The 17,903-nt window shown below is 64.5% G+C and carries 15 protein-coding genes; 8 read left to right on the top strand and 7 right to left on the bottom strand.

Going from position 1 to position 17,903, the window contains the following annotated elements:
• The first annotated feature begins 57 nt into the window (after positions 1 to 57).
• The gene (locus EB231_RS31145; protein ID WP_172352225.1) at positions 58 to 1,452 is read left to right on the top strand and encodes a multicopper oxidase family protein; all 1,395 of its coding nucleotides are present in this window, start codon (positions 58 to 60) and stop codon (positions 1,450 to 1,452) included.
• Between the two features lie 37 nt (positions 1,453 to 1,489).
• On the opposite strand, the gene EB231_RS31140 is transcribed toward EB231_RS31145, so the two are convergent.
• From EB231_RS31140 to EB231_RS31130, 3 genes are all read right to left on the bottom strand, one after another.
• Positions 1,490 to 1,777 (bottom strand): PTS sugar transporter subunit IIB, encoded by a 288-nt coding sequence (locus tag EB231_RS31140; protein WP_172352224.1) that lies wholly within the window; start codon positions 1,775 to 1,777, stop codon positions 1,490 to 1,492.
• A 20-nt stretch (positions 1,778 to 1,797) separates the two neighbouring features.
• Entirely contained in the window at positions 1,798 to 2,259 is a 462-nt protein-coding gene (locus EB231_RS31135) for a PTS sugar transporter subunit IIA (RefSeq protein ID WP_172352223.1), read from the bottom strand.
• Between the two features lie 74 nt (positions 2,260 to 2,333).
• Complete coding sequence (locus tag EB231_RS31130) at positions 2,334 to 3,740, bottom strand: PTS galactitol transporter subunit IIC (protein ID WP_056566034.1); 1,407 nt, start codon at positions 3,738 to 3,740, stop codon at positions 2,334 to 2,336.
• Between the two features lie 340 nt (positions 3,741 to 4,080).
• Here EB231_RS31130 and EB231_RS31125 point away from each other — a divergent pair, with 340 nt between their 5' ends.
• Complete coding sequence (locus EB231_RS31125) at positions 4,081 to 5,397, top strand: NAD(P)H-dependent oxidoreductase (RefSeq protein WP_172352222.1); 1,317 nt, start codon at positions 4,081 to 4,083, stop codon at positions 5,395 to 5,397.
• A gap of 2 nt (positions 5,398 to 5,399) precedes the next feature.
• Here EB231_RS31125 and proC read toward each other — a convergent pair whose 3' ends face one another.
• The 3 genes from proC to EB231_RS31110 are packed head-to-tail and all read right to left on the bottom strand — an operon-like array spanning position 5,400 to position 8,571.
• Positions 5,400 to 6,215 carry a pyrroline-5-carboxylate reductase gene (gene proC / locus EB231_RS31120; RefSeq protein WP_172352221.1) on the bottom strand — a complete coding sequence of 272 codons (816 nt, stop codon included), beginning with the start codon at positions 6,213 to 6,215 and terminating at the stop codon, positions 5,400 to 5,402.
• Positions 6,216 to 6,239: 24 nt separating this feature from the next.
• Positions 6,240 to 7,604 (bottom strand): O-antigen ligase family protein, encoded by a 1,365-nt coding sequence (locus EB231_RS31115; protein ID WP_172352220.1) that lies wholly within the window; start codon positions 7,602 to 7,604, stop codon positions 6,240 to 6,242.
• Positions 7,573 to 8,571 carry a glycosyltransferase family 2 protein gene (locus EB231_RS31110; protein WP_172352219.1) on the bottom strand — a complete coding sequence of 333 codons (999 nt, stop codon included), beginning with the start codon at positions 8,569 to 8,571 and terminating at the stop codon, positions 7,573 to 7,575. The genes EB231_RS31115 and EB231_RS31110 overlap by 32 nt, the downstream gene beginning before the upstream one ends.
• A gap of 172 nt (positions 8,572 to 8,743) precedes the next feature.
• Between EB231_RS31110 and EB231_RS31105 the strand changes: the two genes are divergently transcribed.
• The 3 genes from EB231_RS31105 to EB231_RS31095 are packed head-to-tail and all read left to right on the top strand — an operon-like array spanning position 8,744 to position 11,630.
• Positions 8,744 to 9,916, top strand: coding sequence for a glycosyltransferase family 4 protein (locus EB231_RS31105; RefSeq protein WP_172352218.1), 1,173 nt, complete (start codon positions 8,744 to 8,746; stop codon positions 9,914 to 9,916).
• Positions 9,913 to 10,707 carry a WecB/TagA/CpsF family glycosyltransferase gene (locus EB231_RS31100; RefSeq protein WP_172352217.1) on the top strand — a complete coding sequence of 265 codons (795 nt, stop codon included), beginning with the start codon at positions 9,913 to 9,915 and terminating at the stop codon, positions 10,705 to 10,707. The genes EB231_RS31105 and EB231_RS31100 overlap by 4 nt, the downstream gene beginning before the upstream one ends.
• On the top strand, positions 10,704 to 11,630 hold the full coding sequence (locus EB231_RS31095; protein ID WP_172352216.1) for a DUF6492 family protein: 927 nt from the start codon (positions 10,704 to 10,706) through the stop codon (positions 11,628 to 11,630). The genes EB231_RS31100 and EB231_RS31095 overlap by 4 nt, the downstream gene beginning before the upstream one ends.
• A gap of 13 nt (positions 11,631 to 11,643) precedes the next feature.
• Here EB231_RS31095 and EB231_RS31090 read toward each other — a convergent pair whose 3' ends face one another.
• A complete protein-coding gene (locus tag EB231_RS31090; RefSeq protein ID WP_172352215.1) occupies positions 11,644 to 12,939 on the bottom strand; it encodes a lipopolysaccharide biosynthesis protein in 1,296 nt (431 codons plus the stop codon).
• Between the two features lie 199 nt (positions 12,940 to 13,138).
• Between EB231_RS31090 and EB231_RS31085 the strand changes: the two genes are divergently transcribed.
• The 3 genes from EB231_RS31085 to EB231_RS31075 all read left to right on the top strand — a co-directional run bounded on the left by EB231_RS31085 (position 13,139) and on the right by EB231_RS31075 (position 17,816).
• Positions 13,139 to 15,706, top strand: coding sequence for a GumC family protein (locus EB231_RS31085; protein ID WP_172352214.1), 2,568 nt, complete (start codon positions 13,139 to 13,141; stop codon positions 15,704 to 15,706).
• Between the two features lie 183 nt (positions 15,707 to 15,889).
• Positions 15,890 to 16,789, top strand: a complete 900-nt coding sequence (gene folD, locus EB231_RS31080; protein ID WP_172352213.1) for a bifunctional methylenetetrahydrofolate dehydrogenase/methenyltetrahydrofolate cyclohydrolase FolD — start codon at positions 15,890 to 15,892, stop codon at positions 16,787 to 16,789.
• Positions 16,790 to 16,817: 28 nt separating this feature from the next.
• Positions 16,818 to 17,816, top strand: coding sequence for a GlxA family transcriptional regulator (locus EB231_RS31075; protein ID WP_246740789.1), 999 nt, complete (start codon positions 16,818 to 16,820; stop codon positions 17,814 to 17,816).
• The last annotated feature ends 87 nt before the right edge of the window (positions 17,817 to 17,903 follow it).

Genomic DNA, 17,903 nt, shown 5'->3' with positions numbered 1-17,903 from the left:
CTCGCCTGTGGTCGAAGGCGGCACTGATGCCGGGCACCTCAGCAGTTGGACCGCTAAATGACCGTATTCACACGCCGCAGGCTCTTGAAAACAGCAGCGGTTGCTGGCGCCAGCGGTGTCGGGCTGGCCGCCATCGGCAGGTTTGGCAGTTGGGCCACCGCCAGTCCTGAACCGGTGGTGCTGCAGACGGCGAAAATCCAGGCCAGGCTGATGGACGTCGGCCCGACCAACAATGTGCTGACCTATGGCAGCGCCGGAATGCCGCCGGTGCTGAGGATGAAGAAGGGCGAACCGTTTGCCGCGCGCCTGGTCAACGCCATCGACGATCCGACGACCATCCACTGGCACGGCATTCGTCTGCCGAACAAGATGGATGGCGTGCCTTTCCTGGTGCAGCCCTATGTCTACACCGGCGATCATTTCGACTACGTCTTCGCCCCGCCCGACGCCGGCACCTTCTGGTATCACCCGCATTGCAACACGCTGGAGCAGATGGGCCACGGCTTGACCGGCGTGATCGTGGTCGAGAACCCGAACGATCCGAAATTCGACGCCGAATTCGTCCTCAATCTGCGCGACTGGCGTCTTGGCGACGACGGCCAGTTCATCGACCAGTTCCGGCCGCGCGATGCCGCCAGGACCGGCACCTACGGCACGGTGCGCACCGCCAACTGGCTCGACCAGCCGCAATATGACGCGCCGGCTGGCGGGCTGGTGCGATTGCGGGTGGCGATAACCGATGTTACCCGCATCGACGCCTTTCGGGTCGATGGCGCCGAGGCGATCGTGATGGCGCTGGACGGCAATCCTGTGCCGCAGCGTTTTTCGCCCGATGCCTTGCTGCTGGGGCCCGGCCAGCGCATGGAACTCGCCATCCGCATGCCGGACGAGGAGGGCGCGGTCGTCAGCCTGCGAGACGTCAGGGGCACCAAGCCCAAGGTGCTCACGACCTTGCGCGCGGTCGGCCGCTCGCTGAAGCGCGCCATTGGTGATGTTGCGCCGCTGGAGGTCAATCCGGTCGCGGAAGTGGACCTCACCACCGCCCAGCATATTTCGCTGGCGCTTAGCGCCACGGCTGAAAACATCCCGAGCGATGGCATATGCGGTTCGCTCGGCTACAGTTTCTGGGCCATCAACAAGGTGCCGTGGCCAGGCGATACGCCGGACCCGACCGCGCCGCTGGCCGAGCTGAAGCTCGGCAAGAGCTATGTCATCGACATGGAGAACCTAACGCCGCAGTCGCATCCGATGCATCTGCACGGCATGAGCTTCAAGGTGCTGTCGTCCTCGACACGCCAAGTGCAGCCGCTGATTTCCGACACCTATCTCATCCAGCCCAACGAGAAGGTTCAACTCGGCTTTGTCGCAGATAATCCGGGCGACTGGCTGCTGCATTGCCACATCATCGAGCACCAGAAATCGGGCATGACGAGCTACGTCAGGGTGGCCTGAAGCCGAGCACCGTCGCCGGAGCCGCGTCGTCGGTGATCTACTTGCGCAGTTGCGCCTCGATCTCGTCGAGCACCTTGTCCTTGCCGATGCCGGTGAGGAAGGCGATGCCCTTGATGACCGGCTTGGTCACCGAAGCCGAGATCGGGGTGGTGGCGACAATGAAGTCGACGCTGTCGGCCAGCCCCGGCACTTCGGTGGCTTTTGCCTGTTGCGCGTTGAAGGTCAGGCCGCGCTGCTTCATGGCCTCGGTGACGGCGACATTGACCGCCGTCGATGTCGCGATGCCCGTGCCGCAGGCAAAGAGAATAGTTTTCTGTCTGGACATCTCTTGCTTCTCCTTGGTTATCAGCCGAGCACGGCACGTACGTCGTCAAGCGTCCTGGCGGACCTCAAGCCGTCCAATGCCTCTGGATTCTGGATGGTGGCCATGACGGACTGCAGCGCTTCAATCTGCTTGTCCTTGTCATTGATGGCAAGCAGGAAGACGAAGCCGACCGGCAGCTTCTCGTCGGGATCTTCCATGTTGGCGAACGTCACCGGCTTTCTCAGCGTGCCCATCGCGATGCCGGGCTTCAGCACATGCTCGGGGTCGGTATGCGGCACCGCCACATTGTCGGCGCGCTCCAGCGGCAGTCCCGTCGGGATGGTCATTTCGCGGCGCACGACCGCGTCGGCATAGGAGCTTTTGACATAGCCAAGGCTCTCGAGCCGGCCGGCCAGGACGCGGATGATCTCCTCGTTGGTCGAGGCATCCGATCTGAGCACGATCGCTTCGGGATCCAGAAGCTGCATGAGGCTGTCGGACATGTACTGCTCCGTCTATAAAAGTCGTGCGCCCGAGGAGGGCGCACGACCGTTTCAAATTCAAGGCGCGATGGCGCTTAAGCGGTGCCTTCGGCCGGCTCGTCCTCGGCGCCCGCTGCCCGTTCCCAGCCGAGCGGGTTGCGGCGGTAGAGGATGAACAGCGCGGCGATGACGACTGCGATCAGGATGATGCCGACCAGCCCAAGTCCCTGGATCGCCTCGATGATCACATAGGGGACCCACAGGAAGCCGTCGACCACCGAGGTGATCTGCAGCGCGTCCGCCGGCAGTTTGAAGCCCGATGCGACGGCAGCGCTGGTGAACAGCGGCGCCAGCGCGTTGGCGACATAGAAGCCGATGGCCAGCGTCACCGTGCCGATCACCACCATGCGGAACACATTGCCTTTGACCAGAGGCGCGGTCATGGCGACGATGAACGGGATGACCGCGAGGTCGGCGAACAGGATGACGCGGTTGCCCGGCAGGATCACCGACAGGATGATCGCGATCGGCACCAGGATCAGCGACGACGAGATCGCGGCCGGATGGCCGATCAGGATCGCCGAATCGAGGCCGACGAGCAGCTCGCGGTCGCCAGTGCGCTTGCGCACGAACTCCTGCGCCGCGTCTGAAACCGGAAGCAGGCCTTCCATCAGGATCTTCACCATGCGCGGCAGGAGCAGCATGACAGCCGCCAGTGTCATGCCGGTGCCCAGCACTTTGGCCAGCACCGTGCCGAGATCGCCCGCGTTGTAGAAGGCGATGGCGCCGAGCACGAGGCCGATGATCAGCCCAAGCACGACCGGTTCGCCGAACACGCCGAAGCGGCGCTCGATGGTCTCGGTGTTGATGTTGATGCGGTTGATGCCGGGAATGCGGTCCATGATCCAGTTCAGGATGATGGCGATCGGCAGGATCTGCGCCGAGGCGAGATGCGGCACCGAAATGCCGGGCACGCCGTAGAATTGCTGCACCGCGCGCGCCGACCAATCGGCGAACAGCAGCGACAGGGCTGCGACCAGGGCTGCGATCGCAATGCCGTAGGCCAGATTGTTGGTGGCGGCGACGACGAGCGAGCCGACAAAGGCGAAGTGCCAGAAATTCCAGACATCGACATTGAGCGTGCGCGTCATGCGCGTCAGCAACAGCACGATATTGACCAGGATGCCGACCGGAATGACCCACAGCCCGACCGACGAGCCGAAGGCGATCGCCGCCGCCGAGGGCCAGCCGACATCGATGATGTCGCGATGGATGCCGGTGTTGGTGACGATGGCCTTTGCGACGTCGCCGATCGACGTGAACATAAGCCCAAGCACAAGGTTGATACCGATGAAGGCGACGCCGATGGTGACGGCGGCACGGAAGGCCTTGCTGACCTTGGCACCCAAGACCACGGCTATGATGAAAATGACGATCGGCAGCAGGATTGTCGCACCGAGCGTGTCGATAGCCCCCTTCAGGCCAGCGAGAACTGTATCCATTCTTCCTCCCCTGGAGCCCGAGCCTACGCCTCGCAATGCTCCTTGATCTCATCCACGCCTTTGCCGCCAGTTTGGCGCAAAGGCACTCCCCAAATTGCCCTGCGGCGAATGTCCGTCGACCTATCGGTCTGGTGAACATTTGCCTTTGTCAGCAAACGAATGTTTTATTCAGACTGTTCACAACAATGTCAATTGGCAACCCTTTGGGCCAATCGATCAGGCGAAGGCGCCTTTTTCGGGCATTTTGGGCTGGGAATCGCGGCTTGCGAGCGGTTTCGTTGGCACACGGGACCGGTCCCTGCTAATCCGGCCGCAAATCAAGAAGCTGTGGACATCCTGCATGACCAATGTCGCCTTGACCGGCCTTGCCCGCGATCTCGCCCATCGCGCCGCCGAGGGCCGCCCTGTGCGCATCGGCGTCATCGGTTCGGGCGAAATGGGTACCGATCTGGTCACGCAAGGCATGCTGATGCCGGGCATTTCGGTCTGCGCCGTCTCCACGCGGCGTCCGCACACCGCGCGCGAGGCCATTCGCATCGCTTATGGCGATGAAGCAATGGCGGTCGAAGCCGACACCGCGTCGAAAGTCACCGGTGCCATCGAGAGCGGCAGGATCGCCATCACCTCCAACGAGATGCTGGTCACCAATCCGCTCATCGACGTCGTCATCGACGCCACCGGCAAGCCGGGCGTCGCCGCCGATTTCGACCTGATGGCGATGGAGCATGGCAAGCATCTGGTGATGATGAATGTCGAGGCCGACGTCACCATCGGCTGTTACCTCAAGCAGCAGGCCGACCGGCTTGGCGTGGTCTATTCGGTCGGCGCAGGCGACGAGCCGTCAAGTTGCATGGAGCTGATCGAGTTTGCTTCCACGCTCGGCCTGACCATCGTCTCGGCCGGCAAGGGCAAGAACAACCCGCTCAATCGTGACGCCGTGCCCGATGACTATCGCGAGGAAGCGATCCGCCGCAACATGAACCCGCGCATGCTGGTCGAGTTCGTCGACGGTTCCAAGACCATGGTCGAGATGTGCGCCATCGCCAACGCCACCGGCCTGGTGCCCGACGTGCCCGGCATGCACGGCCCGAAGGCCGACCGCGACGACCTCGTCAAGGTGCTGATCCCGCGCGAGGATGGCGGGCTGCTCACGAAAAAGGGCGTCGTCGACTACACCATCGGCAAGGGCGTCGCGCCCGGCGTCTTTGTCATCGTCGAGGCGACGCATCCGCGCATCATCGAGCGCATGGACGATTTGCACATCGGCCACGGTCCCTATTACAGCCTGTTCCGGCCCTATCATTTGACATCGCTGGAAGTGCCGCTGACCGCCGCCCGCATCATGCTCTTCGGCAAGCCCGACATGGTGCCGTTGCCAAGGCCCGTCGCCGAAGTCTGCGCCGTCGCCAAGCGGGACTTGGCTATCGGCGAGATTTTCGATGCGATCGGCGAGACCTGCTATCGCTCCTGGACGATGACGGTCGAGGATGCCCGCGCCCAGCGCGCCCTGCCGGTCGGCCTGCTCGAGGGCGGCAAGGTGCTGAAGCCGGTCAGGAAAGGCGAACTGCTGAGCGCCGACAACGCCGCGCCCGACCCAACGACGAGGCTGTTCGCCTTGCGCCGGCTGCAGGACGAGATGCTGTACGGGCCGACCTGAGTTTATTTCCCCAGTTCGATCGACCGCAGCCGCGCTGCCTCCACGGCCTGCGTCAGCAGAGTGGTCAGCCGGTCCTCGCCCATCAGCACGCCAAGGGCGGCCGCCGTCGTGCCGTTCGGGCTGGTCACCTGCTGGCGCAGCACGCCCGGTTCCTCCCGGCTTTCGGCGGCGAGCGAGGCGGCGCCATAGACCGTCTGCATCGCGAGCAGCTTGGCGGTTGCCGGCGGCAGGCCTGCCTTCTCCGCGGCCACGGTCAGCGCTTCGATAAAGTGGAAGATATAGGCCGGCCCTGATCCCGACACGGCGGTCACGGCATCCATCAAGCCCTCGTCGTCGATATCAGCCACTTCGCCGCTGGCCGACAGCAGGTCGGCGACGAAACGCTTGGTGTCGTCGGAAACCAGTTGATTGGAGAACACCACCATCATGCCCTTGCCGATCGAAGCAGGCGTGTTGGGCATGCAGCGCACGATCGGCGCGCGGTTTCCGAGGATTTCTTCGAAGGTCGCCACTGGTGTGCCGGCGGCGATGCTGACGAACGTCGTGCGCCCGTCGCCAAAACGCTTGTAGCCGGCGGTGACGTCGCGGATCACTTGCGGCTTCACCGCGATGACGACCAGATCAGGCACTGCGTCGGCAGGAAGAGCGCCGGCATCTCCAGCCGTGCCGCAACCGAGTGCGGCGGCGCGCTGGCGAAGATCGGCGTTGGGCTCGACGACGAAAACCGCTGACGGCGCAAGCTTGCCGGATTTCAGCCAGCCCGTGAGCATGGCGTAACCCATATTGCCGCAGCCGGCGAGAACAAGCCTGATCGTCATCTGAAAGCCCTCCGAGGAAAGGCCTCACATAAACGTTCGCGCCGCGTCCGGAAAGCCCCGTCGGACTGGGCGGGAAGGGTTGCGCACCGCGATCGGACGTAGCGAAACTTGCCTCAGGCCAAGCACGCCAAACACGAAGAACAGCCAGACCGGATCGCCGCGGTGGAAAAAGAAGCTTTCGAGGAAGGCGTTCAGCGCGGTGAACAGCACCACCATCATGAAGAAGTCGCCGAGATAGATGTTTTCCTTGCGCAGCGGAATGCGCATGTAGTCGCGCAGCGGCGCGATGAGAAAAGTGTAGACCGCCACGCAAAGCGCCGGAACGCCCATCAGCACCGCGATGTCGAGATAGCCGTCATGGCCGTGCACGATTGTTCTGATGTCCCAGGGACGATCGAAAGGCTGATCCTGGTTGAGCAGCAGCGGCGTGCCCCAGAAGCTTTCATAGCCGTAGCCGGTCCAGGGCTTCTTCGCCAGCATCGAGCCGGCGAACTCCCACAGCGTCGTGCGGCCGGTATAGGTCATGTCGGGGAAATAGATCGCCGCCAGATGTTTCACCGGCGGCAGGAAGACAATGCCCAGCGTGCCGACCGCCGTCGCGATGATCGCGAGCGCAAACAGGATCGGCGTGCCGAGCCGCATGCCCATCAGGCTCGGCAGCACCACGATCAGGATCGAGAACGGCACCAGCCCGGCGGTCGTCTTGGAGCCCGTGTGCAGCATGAAGATCATCGCCGCGCAGAAGATCCCCGCTCCCCACCAGCGCTGCCCGCGCCGGTAGAGGTAAAGGCCGGCGAAACTGAAGCAGGCCATGATCGGGCCGGCGATGTTCTTGTGGGTGAAAACGCCGCGCCACAGGCCGGCATGTTCCGGTTCCTGGGAGTCGGCCGTGTGCAGCGCTTCGTGCGGAAAGACGATCAGGCCGAGATAGGAAAGGCCCATGACCACGACGGCGGTGAAGATGATGACTTTCGAGAAGGACTCGGCATCACGCGGCAGCGCCAGGATCGTTGCCATGGTCAGGATGCCGATCAAGGTGAAGGAAGCCGCGCGCATGGCCGAGGGCGGGTCGGTCGCCAGCACCACCGACAGGAAGAAGAAACCCAGCATCAGCACCCAGGACGGGCTGAGCAGCGAGCGCACGATGCGGGGATCGGCGAAGGCCATCAATGAGAAGATCGAAATGGCGCCGAGCGAACCAAAGCCGAGCTGGTTGACGATGTCGCCGCCCTCGCCGGTGAGTTCGGCGCCCGCCGGCTGGAACGGGCGGAAGGACACCATGATGACGGTGAACAGCAGTGCGGCGATCGCGGTCGCCACGCCGTCGCGCGTGAACGCGGCGCTGAGCGGGGCGCGCTCAGTTTTTCTCGGGCTGGCGATACTGCTCATTGGCATACCCGAATTCGGCCAGCACGCGGCCGAGCGCCACATGGATGGGATAGATGGCGATCGCCGGCGATCCGGTCCGCGCCAGCCGGATCAGGCCGCGAAACGGCGACGCGGCAAGCAGCGCCAGGCTCTTCGCGAATACCTTCGCACTGGCCAGCGGCGTGCCGGCGCGCTTCTTCTTCTCGACCAATGTCGAGATCACGCCGTTGCGCAGGCTGCGGGCCCGGATCCAGTCGGCTTCGACACGCCGCGCCGGAACGGTTTCGTGCACTTTGGCCTCGGAGCACCAGCCGAGCACGAAGCCTCTTTGCGCCGATCGGCTGAGGAAGTCGGAATCGCCGCCGCCCATGAAGTTGAACCTGAGATCGAGGAAGGGCGGCCCCATGGCGATCAGCACGTTGCGACCGACCAGGAGATTACCCGACGAATAGAGCGCCGGCACGCGCCCCGTCTTCCGGTAGGGTGGCGCGAAGACAGGATGTTCGACCCATTTCGCATGGGCGGGGTCGGCGAAGACAGGCAGCTGCGGGCCGCCGACAATATCGGCGCCGAGCGTCTCGGCGGCCAGGCACATGCGTTCCAGCCAGTGTGGATCGGCGATCTCGTCATCGTCGATAACCAGCAGATGCCTGAAGTTCGGGAAGTGCAGGATCGCCGTCTGCCAGCCGGCATTGTAGGCACTGCAATTGCCGCGCTCATGCGCGATGATGACCATGCCCGGTATCTCGCCGCTCTCGAACAGTGGCAGCACCGCCTTGGCGCCGTCACGCGCCTCGGCTTCGTTCTCCATGACGATGATGGCAAAGCGCCTGCCGGTCCGCTGGGCGCGCAACGACGCCAGCGTCTCCAGCACCTGCTCGGGCCGCTTGAAGGTCGGCAAGGTGACCACTGCTTCGACAGCCTCGACGTCAAGCCGGGGAGACCGTCCAGCGATCGATACCGAACCATCCGATGGCAAAGGGATCATCCGTGTCCAGCCACATGGTGAGTTGGGGTTCTGGTAGCATCACGGTGATAAGGTTTCGTTAATCACCTTGCACGGAGAAGCCCGTCGGGCAGGGGCTTTCGGGCGTTGATTGTGCTCGCTTAATCAAGGGTTCACCGCGGTTTGCTACCGGCTACACCACAGGATAGGTGAGATGCATCTGCTGTTCGCCACATCGATCGTGCCCGACGGTGCTCTCGCCTCGGGCTACGAGATCGCCAATGCTGCGATCATCGCCGCCTTGCGGCGCGCTGGCGCGCGCGTCACGGTGATCGGCTTCACCTGGCCCGGGAAGGACGCCGCCGACCCCGGAAACACCGTGGTGCTGGGTGCCATCGACGTCCGCACCGAAAGTGCCTCTGCGCTGCAAAAGCTCGCCTGGGTCGGCAAGGCGATGCTATCGGGCCTCACCTTCTCATCGGTCAAGTTGCGCGCGGTGTCCGACCGCGGTGTTCAGGCCGCTCTCGAACGGGCTGGTCCGTTCGATGGCTATGTGCTGAACTCCGTGCAGTTCGCCGGTGCCTTCGAAAAGCTCTTGGAGGACCGGCCTTCGCTCTTCGTCGCCCATAATGTCGAGCATCTCTCGGCGCGGGAGAATGCGGCCGCCGCCGCCGGCCTCTTCCAGCGCCTGCTGTTCCGCCGCGAGGCAAGGCTGGTCAAGATCGTCGAAGAGCGCCTCTGCCGCCGCGCGCGCTTCGTCTTCACGCTGGCCGAGGAAGACCGCGCGGCACTCGGCGTCGCCACCGACAACCGCTCGGCGGTGCTGCCGCTGGTGACCGGCGCCAGGGTGCCCGCCCGGAAAGGCCCGCGCCAGATCGACTGCGACGCCGCCTTGATCGGCACCTGGACCTGGCAGCCGAACCGCATCGGCCTCGACTGGTTCCTGGGCAAGGTGGTGCCGCATCTGCGACCGGATTTCCGCATCCGCATCGCCGGCCACATGCCGTCCGGCGTGACCTCCGCGCATCCGGGTGTCGAGTTTGTCGGCCGTGTCCCGGATGCAAGGGCATTCGTCAGCGGCGCGGCCGTCATCCCGCTGATCAGCACCGCCGGCAGCGGCGTGCAACTGAAGACCATCGAAACCTTCGAACTCGGCCTGCCGTCGGTCGCCACCGGCCGCTCGCTGCGCGGCATCGACCATCGTCCCGACAATTGCGTCGTCACCGACGATCCAGCTGCTTTCGCCAGGGCGCTGGAGGCTGCCGCGGCCGACATCCGGGACGTTGACGGCAGCGCGTTCCATCGCCGGCAGGTCAAGGCCCTTGATGCTGCCATCCAACTCGGCCTGGAAAAGCTGGGGGCGGTCAGGCGGGAGGTGTTTGCATGAACATGCACACCGCCCGCGCCGCATTCGGGCTCGACAGCCTGAAGACGGTCCTTGGCATTTCGGTGCTTGCCATCCGCTGGGACGATGCGATCGCCCTGCTGAACCGACTGATTGCCGAGCGGCGCTTTACCAAGGTCAGTTTCCTCAACGCCCACAACGCCAACATCGCCTATACGGATCCGGTCTTCGCCGAGGCGCTCGATGATTTTCTCATCCTGCCGGACGGCATCGGCGTCGATCTCGCCGCCAAGCTTCTCTATGGCGCGCCGTTTCCGGACAATCTCAACGGCACCGATTTCGTGCCGGCCTTCCTGCAGGCCTCGACGCGGCCGCTGACCGTCGGGCTGCTCGGCGCGACGCGCGTCAATGCCGAGGCGGCGTCGGTCAAGCTGGCCGCCCTTGCCGTGCAGCACAATTTCGTGGTCGTTCATGACGGCTATTTCTCCGCCGCGCAGGAACCGGAGATCATCGGCCGGATCGCGGCGCTGCGGCCCGACATGCTGCTGGTCGCGATGGGCGTGCCAAGACAGGAACTGTGGATAGCGCGCCATATCGATGAGCGCCATTGCACCATGCCGGTCGCTGTCGGTGCGCTGCTCGATTTCCTCAGCGGCTCGGTGCCGCGCGCGCCGCTGTGGATGCGCCGCCTGCGCCTGGAATGGCTGTTCCGGCTGGCGGTCGAGCCGGGCCGGCTCTGGCGCCGCTATGTGGTCGGCAATCCGGTGTTCTTGTGGCGGGTCGTCAAGCAGAGATGGTCGCGCGGAGCCGAGACGGCGGGAGAACTCCGTTGAACAAACGGTTCGTTCCAGACGCTCTTGCCGGTCCGGGCCTGTTGCCGAAGACGCCGACGGCGGCGGTGGTGACGGCAAGCTACGCGCCGGATTTCGAACGCTGCCGTCTGTTGTGCGAGACCCTCGACCGGCATGTCTCGGGGGCCGCGCACCACTACATCCTGGTCGAGCATCGAGACGTTGCGCTTTTCCGCCAGTTGGAAACGAACCGGCGCACTGTCGTCGATGAGCGCGACCTGCTGCCGCACTGGCTGCGCGCCTTGGACGACCCGCTCAGCCTGTTTCGCCGGCGTGTCTGGCTCAGCCTGAAGACGCAGCCGCTGCGCGGCTGGCACGTGCAGCAACTGCGCCGCATCGCCATATCGGCCCATGCCAGGGAAGACATATTGGTCTTCTGCGATTCCGACGTCGCTTTCCTCAAGCCCTTCGACTGCGTCGCCTTCTGGCGCGACGGCAAGGCGCGCCTGTTCCGCCGCGACGGCGTGCTGGCGGATGAAGGTCATGACGAGCATCGCATCTGGTCGCGCAATGCGGGTTCGGCACTTGGCATCGACCCGTCCCGCGTATCGACCCACGATTACATCTCGACCCTGATTGCCTGGCGCCGCGACACCGTGCTTGCCATGTGCGGTGAGATCGAGAAGGTGCATGGCCGCGATTGGGTCGAGGTCGTCGGCTCGGCGCGCAGATTCTCCGAATGCATGATCTACGGCCGCTATGTCGACGATGTGCTCGACGGCGCCGGTCACTTCCACGGTTCGGAAGAATTCTGCCGCGTCCACTGGACGGGCGAGGCGTTGTCGGACGATGAGTTCCGCCGCTTCGTTGCCGGCATGGCGCCGGATCAGGTGGCGATCGGCATGCAATCCTTCATCGGCACGGATATCGGCCGTATCCGCCGCCTGATTGGGCTCGACCGCTGACCTCTGGCCTTTCCTAGATCGCCTTCGCCGGCTTGCGCAGCGCCGAATAGGTCAGCAGCATCGATGCGAGATAGAGCAGCAGGAAGACGACGTTGAGCGACAGCACCAGCTTCGACGTATCGGAGATGGTGGTCAGCACATAGGTCAGCAACAGCGCTTTAAGCGCGGCGAGCAGGCCGAGATTGAGCGCCCGCACCGCCGTCTGGCCGCGCGCGAACAGAAGCTCGGCCTGGTATTCGACCAGATTGCGCAGCCCCGGAACGCAGATCGCCAGCGCCACCAGCGGCGCGGCCTCGGAGACATTCCTGCCAAGCGCGTTGGGGAAGAAGTGCAGCACGATGCCGAGCGCCAGCAGCGCCAGCGTCGAAACGAGGAAGACGCCGCCCTCGATGCCGCTCTTGACCGTCAGCCGCGACAACAGGTCCGGCGCCCGCATCATGCGTTGCACCAGCATCATCGAGAAGGTGCGGATCGGGATCGCGGTCAGGTCGACCAGCCGCATGATGATGGCATAGATGCCGGCCAGATGCGGGCCGCCGATCGCCAGCACCAGCAGCTTGTCGAATTCCGATTGCAGGTAGAACAGAATTTCGGCGCCGGCCACGTAGAGGGAATCCGCCAGTCGCCTGAGGTAAAGCTCGATGCGCAGCCGCAGTCTTTGGCGCGGATAGAACCAGCCGAAAGCCAGAACCAGCGAGGCGGCATTGGCGCCGATATAGAACCATGACCAGATCCAGATGCTGTGCTGGGCCCACAGCATGAACAGCACCGCGCCAAGCGCCCGCAACGCAGTGGCCAGGATCGCCAGCACGGCGGCACGGCCGAATTTGCCCAGCCCGTTGTTGACGATCAGCGCCACCTCCACCGGCCGCCACAACAGCGCTTCGGCGAAGACGATCGCCGAAAACACCGACAGCGGCACCGTGCCGGCGAAGAAGATCAGGTAGACGCCGAACGAGGCCGCGGCCAGCAACGGCAGCGAGACGATGCCGAGCAGCAGGAAGCCGGCTGTGAAGGTGCCGATCAAATTGGGGCGGATGGTGGCGGTGCGATAGAGCGCCGAAATGAAACCGAAGGCCAGGATCCGCGACAGCATCACGCCGGCCGCCGAAGCGGTCGCGAACATGCCGAACTCGGAGATGGACAGCGTATTGGCAAGGGCGATGAAATAGGCCAGCGAGAACACCAGTCGCCCGCCCGCGCCGCTGATCGCCGAGAAATAGTCGCGGACCAGCCCCCGTCGCTCGGCCACGAAAGTGCCGACCCGGGCGAAAGTACGCCTTTGCGGTATGCCGCGAGTTTCGGTCATGTGCCGCGAAGCCATAGGCGGGAAAGCTTAACGTGCCGTTCTGAGGCCCGAATGCGCGGCAATTCCGGCACTTGAGGTTATGAAAAGCTTACACGCCGGCCTGCCGAAATTAACCTTTTGTTTCCTATGCTTGTTTAGCGTGGCTTAACGAATAGCCGACCGCCGCTGCCAAGTGGCCAAAGGGTAAAGCTCCAAGACAATGGTCGACAGGGAAAACCGTGAAGACTGGAGGCGCGAGCGTTCATTGCTGGCGCTCGGCCAGGCCATGCGCGGCGAGGACGACGCGTCCCTGGTCTCGATAGGGGATCGGGCGGACCCGTCATGGCGCGAAGATGCCGCCACGCGCCATCGCCTTGCCCGTTCACGACGTGAGGCGCGGACGAACCCAACGCCATCGGCGGCCGCCGTCGAAACTGACCCGTTCCGGCGGGACGAGCAGCCGGAAGCGGCCGCACAGGACGACGCCTGGCGCTCGCGGGAGGACGCCGGCAGCGGCGATCTGCCGCCGGCCGTGCAGCGCGCACGGATGGCACCTGAAGAAACTTACGGCAGCGCTCGATCTGGTGACGCATCCCGCCGATCCGGCGAAACGGATGCCTCTTTCGGCGGGCGTGGGGACGACCAGCAATGGAAACCGCTGATCGATCCGATGCAGGTGGTGCGCGGCATTGCCAGGTCAAAGCTGCTGATCATCACGACCACCCTGATCGGTGCCGGGCTCGGCATCGCGATCGCGCTGTCGACACCGAAGAAATATGAAGCCACCGCCGAACTGATCGTCGATCCGCGCGACCTCAAGCTCACCGATCGCGACCTCACCCAGAATGTTGTCGCCTCCGACGCCACCCTTGCCATTGTCGAGAACCAGGTCAGGGTGCTGACCTCGGGTACCGTTCTCAACAAGGTTGTCGACAAGCTCAACTTGACCAACGATCCGGAGTTCAATGGCCAGGGTGCTGGCGGGCTCGGCATCAGGTCTCTCATTCGCTCGGTTCTGTCGCGCCAGGATGGCGCGAGCGGTGCCGACGAGGTTCGCCGGCGCGCGCTCGCCGTTGGCAATCTGGCCGAAAGCCTTTCGGTCGAGCGCGGCGGCAAGACCTTCGTCATCACCGTCAGCGCGACCACGCAGAATGGCGAGAAATCGGCTCTCATCGCCAACACGATGACGGATGTGTTTCTGCAGACTTTCGGCCAGATCCAGTCGGACACGGCCGGCCGCGCGACCGACGAACTGACGGCAAGGCTCGATGAACTGCGCAAGGGCGTCGAGGCGGCAGAGCGCAAGGTCGAGGATTTCAGGGCTTCGCATGACCTCGTCGACGCACAGGGTCATCTGATCAGCGACGACGAGATGCTGAAGCTCAACGAGCAGCTCTCGGTCGCCCGCGCCCGTACACTGGAGCTCAATGCAAGGGCGGCTTCGGCGCGCTCGATCGACGTCAATTCGGTTCTTTCCGGCACCTTGCCGGAGGAGATCAACTCCAACACGATGAGCGACCTGCGCTCGCAATATGCGACGCTCAAGCAGGAGGCCGACCGCGCCGCCATCCGGCTCGGCCCGCGTCATCCCGAACTTCAGGCGCTCAACGCGCAGATCGCCGGCGCGCGCGACCGCATCGCGGGTGAATTGCGCCGCATCGCCTCTTCGCTGCAGGTCGACCTGAAACGCGCCGTCCAGCTCGAACAGGATCTCTCCTCCCGCCTTGCCCAGCTCAAGGTGCGCAGCGGCGACGTCAACAATGACCTGGTGTCGATGCGTGAACTGGAGCGCGAGGCCAGCGCCAAGCGCTCCGTCTATGAACAGTACCTTCTGCGCGCCAAGGAGACTGGCGAGCAGAAGGACATCAACACCGCCAATATGAACGTCATCTCCAAGGCCTTCGCGCCGCTTGAAGCGAAAGGCCCGTCGCGGGCCTTGATGGCGCTTGCCGGCCTGCTCCTGGGTTTTGCCTCTGGAATTGGTCTCGGCGCCATGCGCGGCGCCTATGAAAGCCTGCGCGAGACCGCGACATCGCGGTCGCGACGCGACCGCAAGCCGCCTCCCGAAGACCAGGCATTGCGGACAGCGCCGCCGCCCGCGCCGTCAATGCCGGCAGCGCCGGTGCCTCCGACGCCGCCGCCGCCGCCACCTGCATCACCGCCGCCCGTCGTGCAGACCGAAGCCGCTCCCGTCGAAAGGCCTGGCCGTATCGGTGCGTTCATGGCGAAGCTGCGCGATGCCGTGTCCCGCAAGCCTTCCGCAGAGGCGGATGATGCCAGCGAGTTCGCCGCCTTCGGTGAAAGCGCGCAGCCGGCGGATGCTGCCATGCCTTCCGGCTTTCCGAATCCGGATTCCGCCTTCATGCCTCGGTCGTCGGACTATGCGCGGCCGCCTTTCCCGCCAGGCTTCGACGCCGCCTATTCCCAGCCGATGGGGCCGCCGTCCCGGTCGCCGATAATGCCGCTGCAGCCGCTCTATCCGCCGCCGCCATCCTATCCCCATGCACAGCAGGCCGGCTATCCGCAAATGCAGCCGTGGCAGGCGCAGTCGCCGGCTGGCAATCCCTACGCCCAGGCCATGGCGCCCTATGCCGGGCAAATGCCGCATCCATCGCAGCCCGTTCCGCCGCAGTCACCGGCCTATCCGGCTCAACCACCGGTGGAGCCTCCGCAGGCCGAGGAAAGCGCCGAACAAGCGCCGATCGAGGAAATCCGCGCCAGCCTGCGCGAATTTCGCGAGGCAGTTCGCGAACTCACCGAGAGCCGCGCCCGTCGCCGCTACTTCTGAGCCACAAGACACGTCGTCGAGGCCGAACAAAACCATCCCGGTTTTCGCGTAAACGGCATGGGACGGCGCTTTGACGGGATTGCGTGCCGGAATTTTCGTGACAATGCCGCGCTGCATGTTGCCGGCGCCGTTGCATAGTGTTCCCGAAAGCGGCGTTGGGCGAAACAGGGTTGAGGATGGTTCATGGCCGAAGTGATTGACGGAAAGAGCGTTGCCGAGGATGTGGTGCGGACGGTCAAGACCCTGACTGCCGAACTGGTCGCCAAGGGTAAGGCCAAGCCCGGTCTCGCCGTGGTCATCGTCGGTGAGGATCCGGCGAGCCAGGTCTATGTCGCGTCCAAGTCGCGCACCGCCAAGGAATGCGGCTTCCACTCGCTCCAGCACACGCTGCCGGCCGAGACGTCCGAGGAGGCGCTGCTCAAGATCATCGGCGACCTCAACGCCGATCCGGCCATCAACGGCATCCTGGTTCAACTGCCGCTGCCCGCCCATGTCGACGCAGGCAAGATCATCCAGGCTATCGCGCCGGAGAAGGATGTCGACGGCTTCCATTTCATCAATGTCGGCAAGCTCGGCACCGGTGAGCTCGACACGGCCTTTGTGCCCTGCACGCCGGCCGGCTCGATGCTTCTGATCGAGCGCGTGCGCGGCAAGGACCTGTCCGGCCTCAACGCCGTCGTCGTTGGCCGCTCCAACATCGTCGGCAAGCCGATGGCCAATCTGCTACTTGCCGCCAACTGCACCGTCACCATTGCCCACAGCCGCACGAAGGATCTGCCGGCGCTGGCCCGCACGGCCGACATCCTAATCGCCGCCGTCGGCAGGCCGGAAATGATCAAGGGGGATTGGGTGAAGCCCGGCGCCACCGTCATCGATGTCGGCATCAACCGCATTCCCGCACCCGAGAGGGGCGAGGGCAAGTCGCGCCTCGTCGGCGATGTCGCCTATGCCGAGGTGGCCAAGGTCGCCGGCGCCATCACGCCGGTGCCTGGCGGTGTCGGGCCGATGACCATTGCCATGCTGATGGCCAATACGTTAGCTTCCGCCTACCTTGCGGCCGGATTGAAGCGGCCCTCCTTCTGAGCCCGGGTTGACCCTGAAAGCGCCAGTTTTGCCGAATCCCACCATTTCCCCGGAACGGCCGGTCACGAGTGATCCCGTTCAAGGTGGCCGGCAGTTCGCCTTCCTGCTGGTCGACAAGTTTTCCATGTTCTCGCTGGCCGCCGCCATCGACACCTTCCGTTCGGCGAACCGTCTGCTCGGCCGCGATTTCTATGGCTGGACCACGGTGTCGGCAGACGGCGATCCGGTGATGGCCTCCAACGGCCTCCCGCTCAAGATCGACTACAGCGTCGCCGACCTGCCGCCGGTCGACATCCTCTTCGTCTCGGTCGGCCTGACGACGGAATTTCCAGGCAAGAGCAAGGTGCTGGCGGCCCTGCGCAGCTGGGGCCGGCGCGGCAACGCGCTCGGCGCGCTGTCGGTTGGTTCCTACCTGCTGGCGGAGGCCGGACAGCTCGACGGCTACCGCTGCACCATCCATTGGGAAAACCGCGCCGGCTTCATGGAGCGCTTCCCCGACATCAATTGCACCGGCAATGTCTTCGAAATCGACCGCAAGCGCTACACCTGCGCCGGCGGCACCACCTCGATCGACCTGATGCTGGAGATCGTGCGTGGCGATTTCGGCTCGAACCTCGCCAATGGCGTCGCCAACCAGTTCCAGCACGAGCGCATCCGCTCGGCCGGGGACCGCCAGCGCGTCGGTCCGGAGCGCGACCTGACCGGCAAGTCGGAGAAGTTGAGGCGCATCGTCGAACTGATGGCCGACCATCTCGATGAACCCCTGTCAGCGGTGCAACTCGCCAAGTCGGCGGGTCTATCGGTGCGCCAGGTGGAGCGTCTTTTCCTGCGCCACCTCAATGTCACGCCCGGCCGCTACTATATGCGGTTGCGGCTGGAGCGGGCGCGCGAATTGCTGCGCCAGACCAACATGCCGATCCTCGACGTGGCGATCGCCACCGGCTTCACCTCGCATTCCTATTTTGCTCAAAGTTACCGGCTGCAGTTTGGCCGGCCGCCCTCGGAAGAGCGCCGCACCACCTACTGAGCCGCCCGCAAGCAGCCCCAACGCCCCCACCTTTTCGCCGGGTTGAAAACCGCGATAGGCCAAGCAATGCTGCCCGCCGGCAGGGGC

Source organism: Mesorhizobium sp. NZP2298 (assembly GCF_013170825.1).
GTDB lineage: Bacteria > Pseudomonadota > Alphaproteobacteria > Rhizobiales > Rhizobiaceae > Mesorhizobium.
This window is presented reverse-complemented; position numbering and strand designations above follow the sequence as displayed.

Excerpts from the sequence above, each read along its gene's own strand:
- EB231_RS31100 (WP_172352217.1), top strand. The coding sequence starts at position 9,913 with ATGAACATGCACACCGCCCGCGCCGCATTCGGGCTCGACAGCCTGAAG.
- folD (WP_172352213.1), top strand. The coding sequence starts at position 15,890 with ATGGCCGAAGTGATTGACGGAAAGAGCGTTGCCGAGGATGTGGTGCGG.
- EB231_RS31110 (WP_172352219.1), bottom strand. The coding sequence starts at position 8,571 with ATGATCCCTTTGCCATCGGATGGTTCGGTATCGATCGCTGGACGGTCT.
- EB231_RS31135 (WP_172352223.1), bottom strand. The coding sequence starts at position 2,259 with ATGTCCGACAGCCTCATGCAGCTTCTGGATCCCGAAGCGATCGTGCTC.
- EB231_RS31140 (WP_172352224.1), bottom strand. The coding sequence starts at position 1,777 with ATGTCCAGACAGAAAACTATTCTCTTTGCCTGCGGCACGGGCATCGCG.
- EB231_RS31145 (WP_172352225.1), top strand. The coding sequence starts at position 58 with ATGACCGTATTCACACGCCGCAGGCTCTTGAAAACAGCAGCGGTTGCT.
- proC (WP_172352221.1), bottom strand. The coding sequence starts at position 6,215 with ATGACGATCAGGCTTGTTCTCGCCGGCTGCGGCAATATGGGTTACGCC.
- EB231_RS31105 (WP_172352218.1), top strand. The coding sequence starts at position 8,744 with ATGCATCTGCTGTTCGCCACATCGATCGTGCCCGACGGTGCTCTCGCC.
- EB231_RS31085 (WP_172352214.1), top strand. The coding sequence starts at position 13,139 with ATGGTCGACAGGGAAAACCGTGAAGACTGGAGGCGCGAGCGTTCATTG.
- EB231_RS31090 (WP_172352215.1), bottom strand. The coding sequence starts at position 12,939 with ATGACCGAAACTCGCGGCATACCGCAAAGGCGTACTTTCGCCCGGGTC.
- EB231_RS31115 (WP_172352220.1), bottom strand. The coding sequence starts at position 7,604 with ATGAGCAGTATCGCCAGCCCGAGAAAAACTGAGCGCGCCCCGCTCAGC.
- EB231_RS31130 (WP_056566034.1), bottom strand. The coding sequence starts at position 3,740 with ATGGATACAGTTCTCGCTGGCCTGAAGGGGGCTATCGACACGCTCGGT.
- EB231_RS31125 (WP_172352222.1), top strand. The coding sequence starts at position 4,081 with ATGACCAATGTCGCCTTGACCGGCCTTGCCCGCGATCTCGCCCATCGC.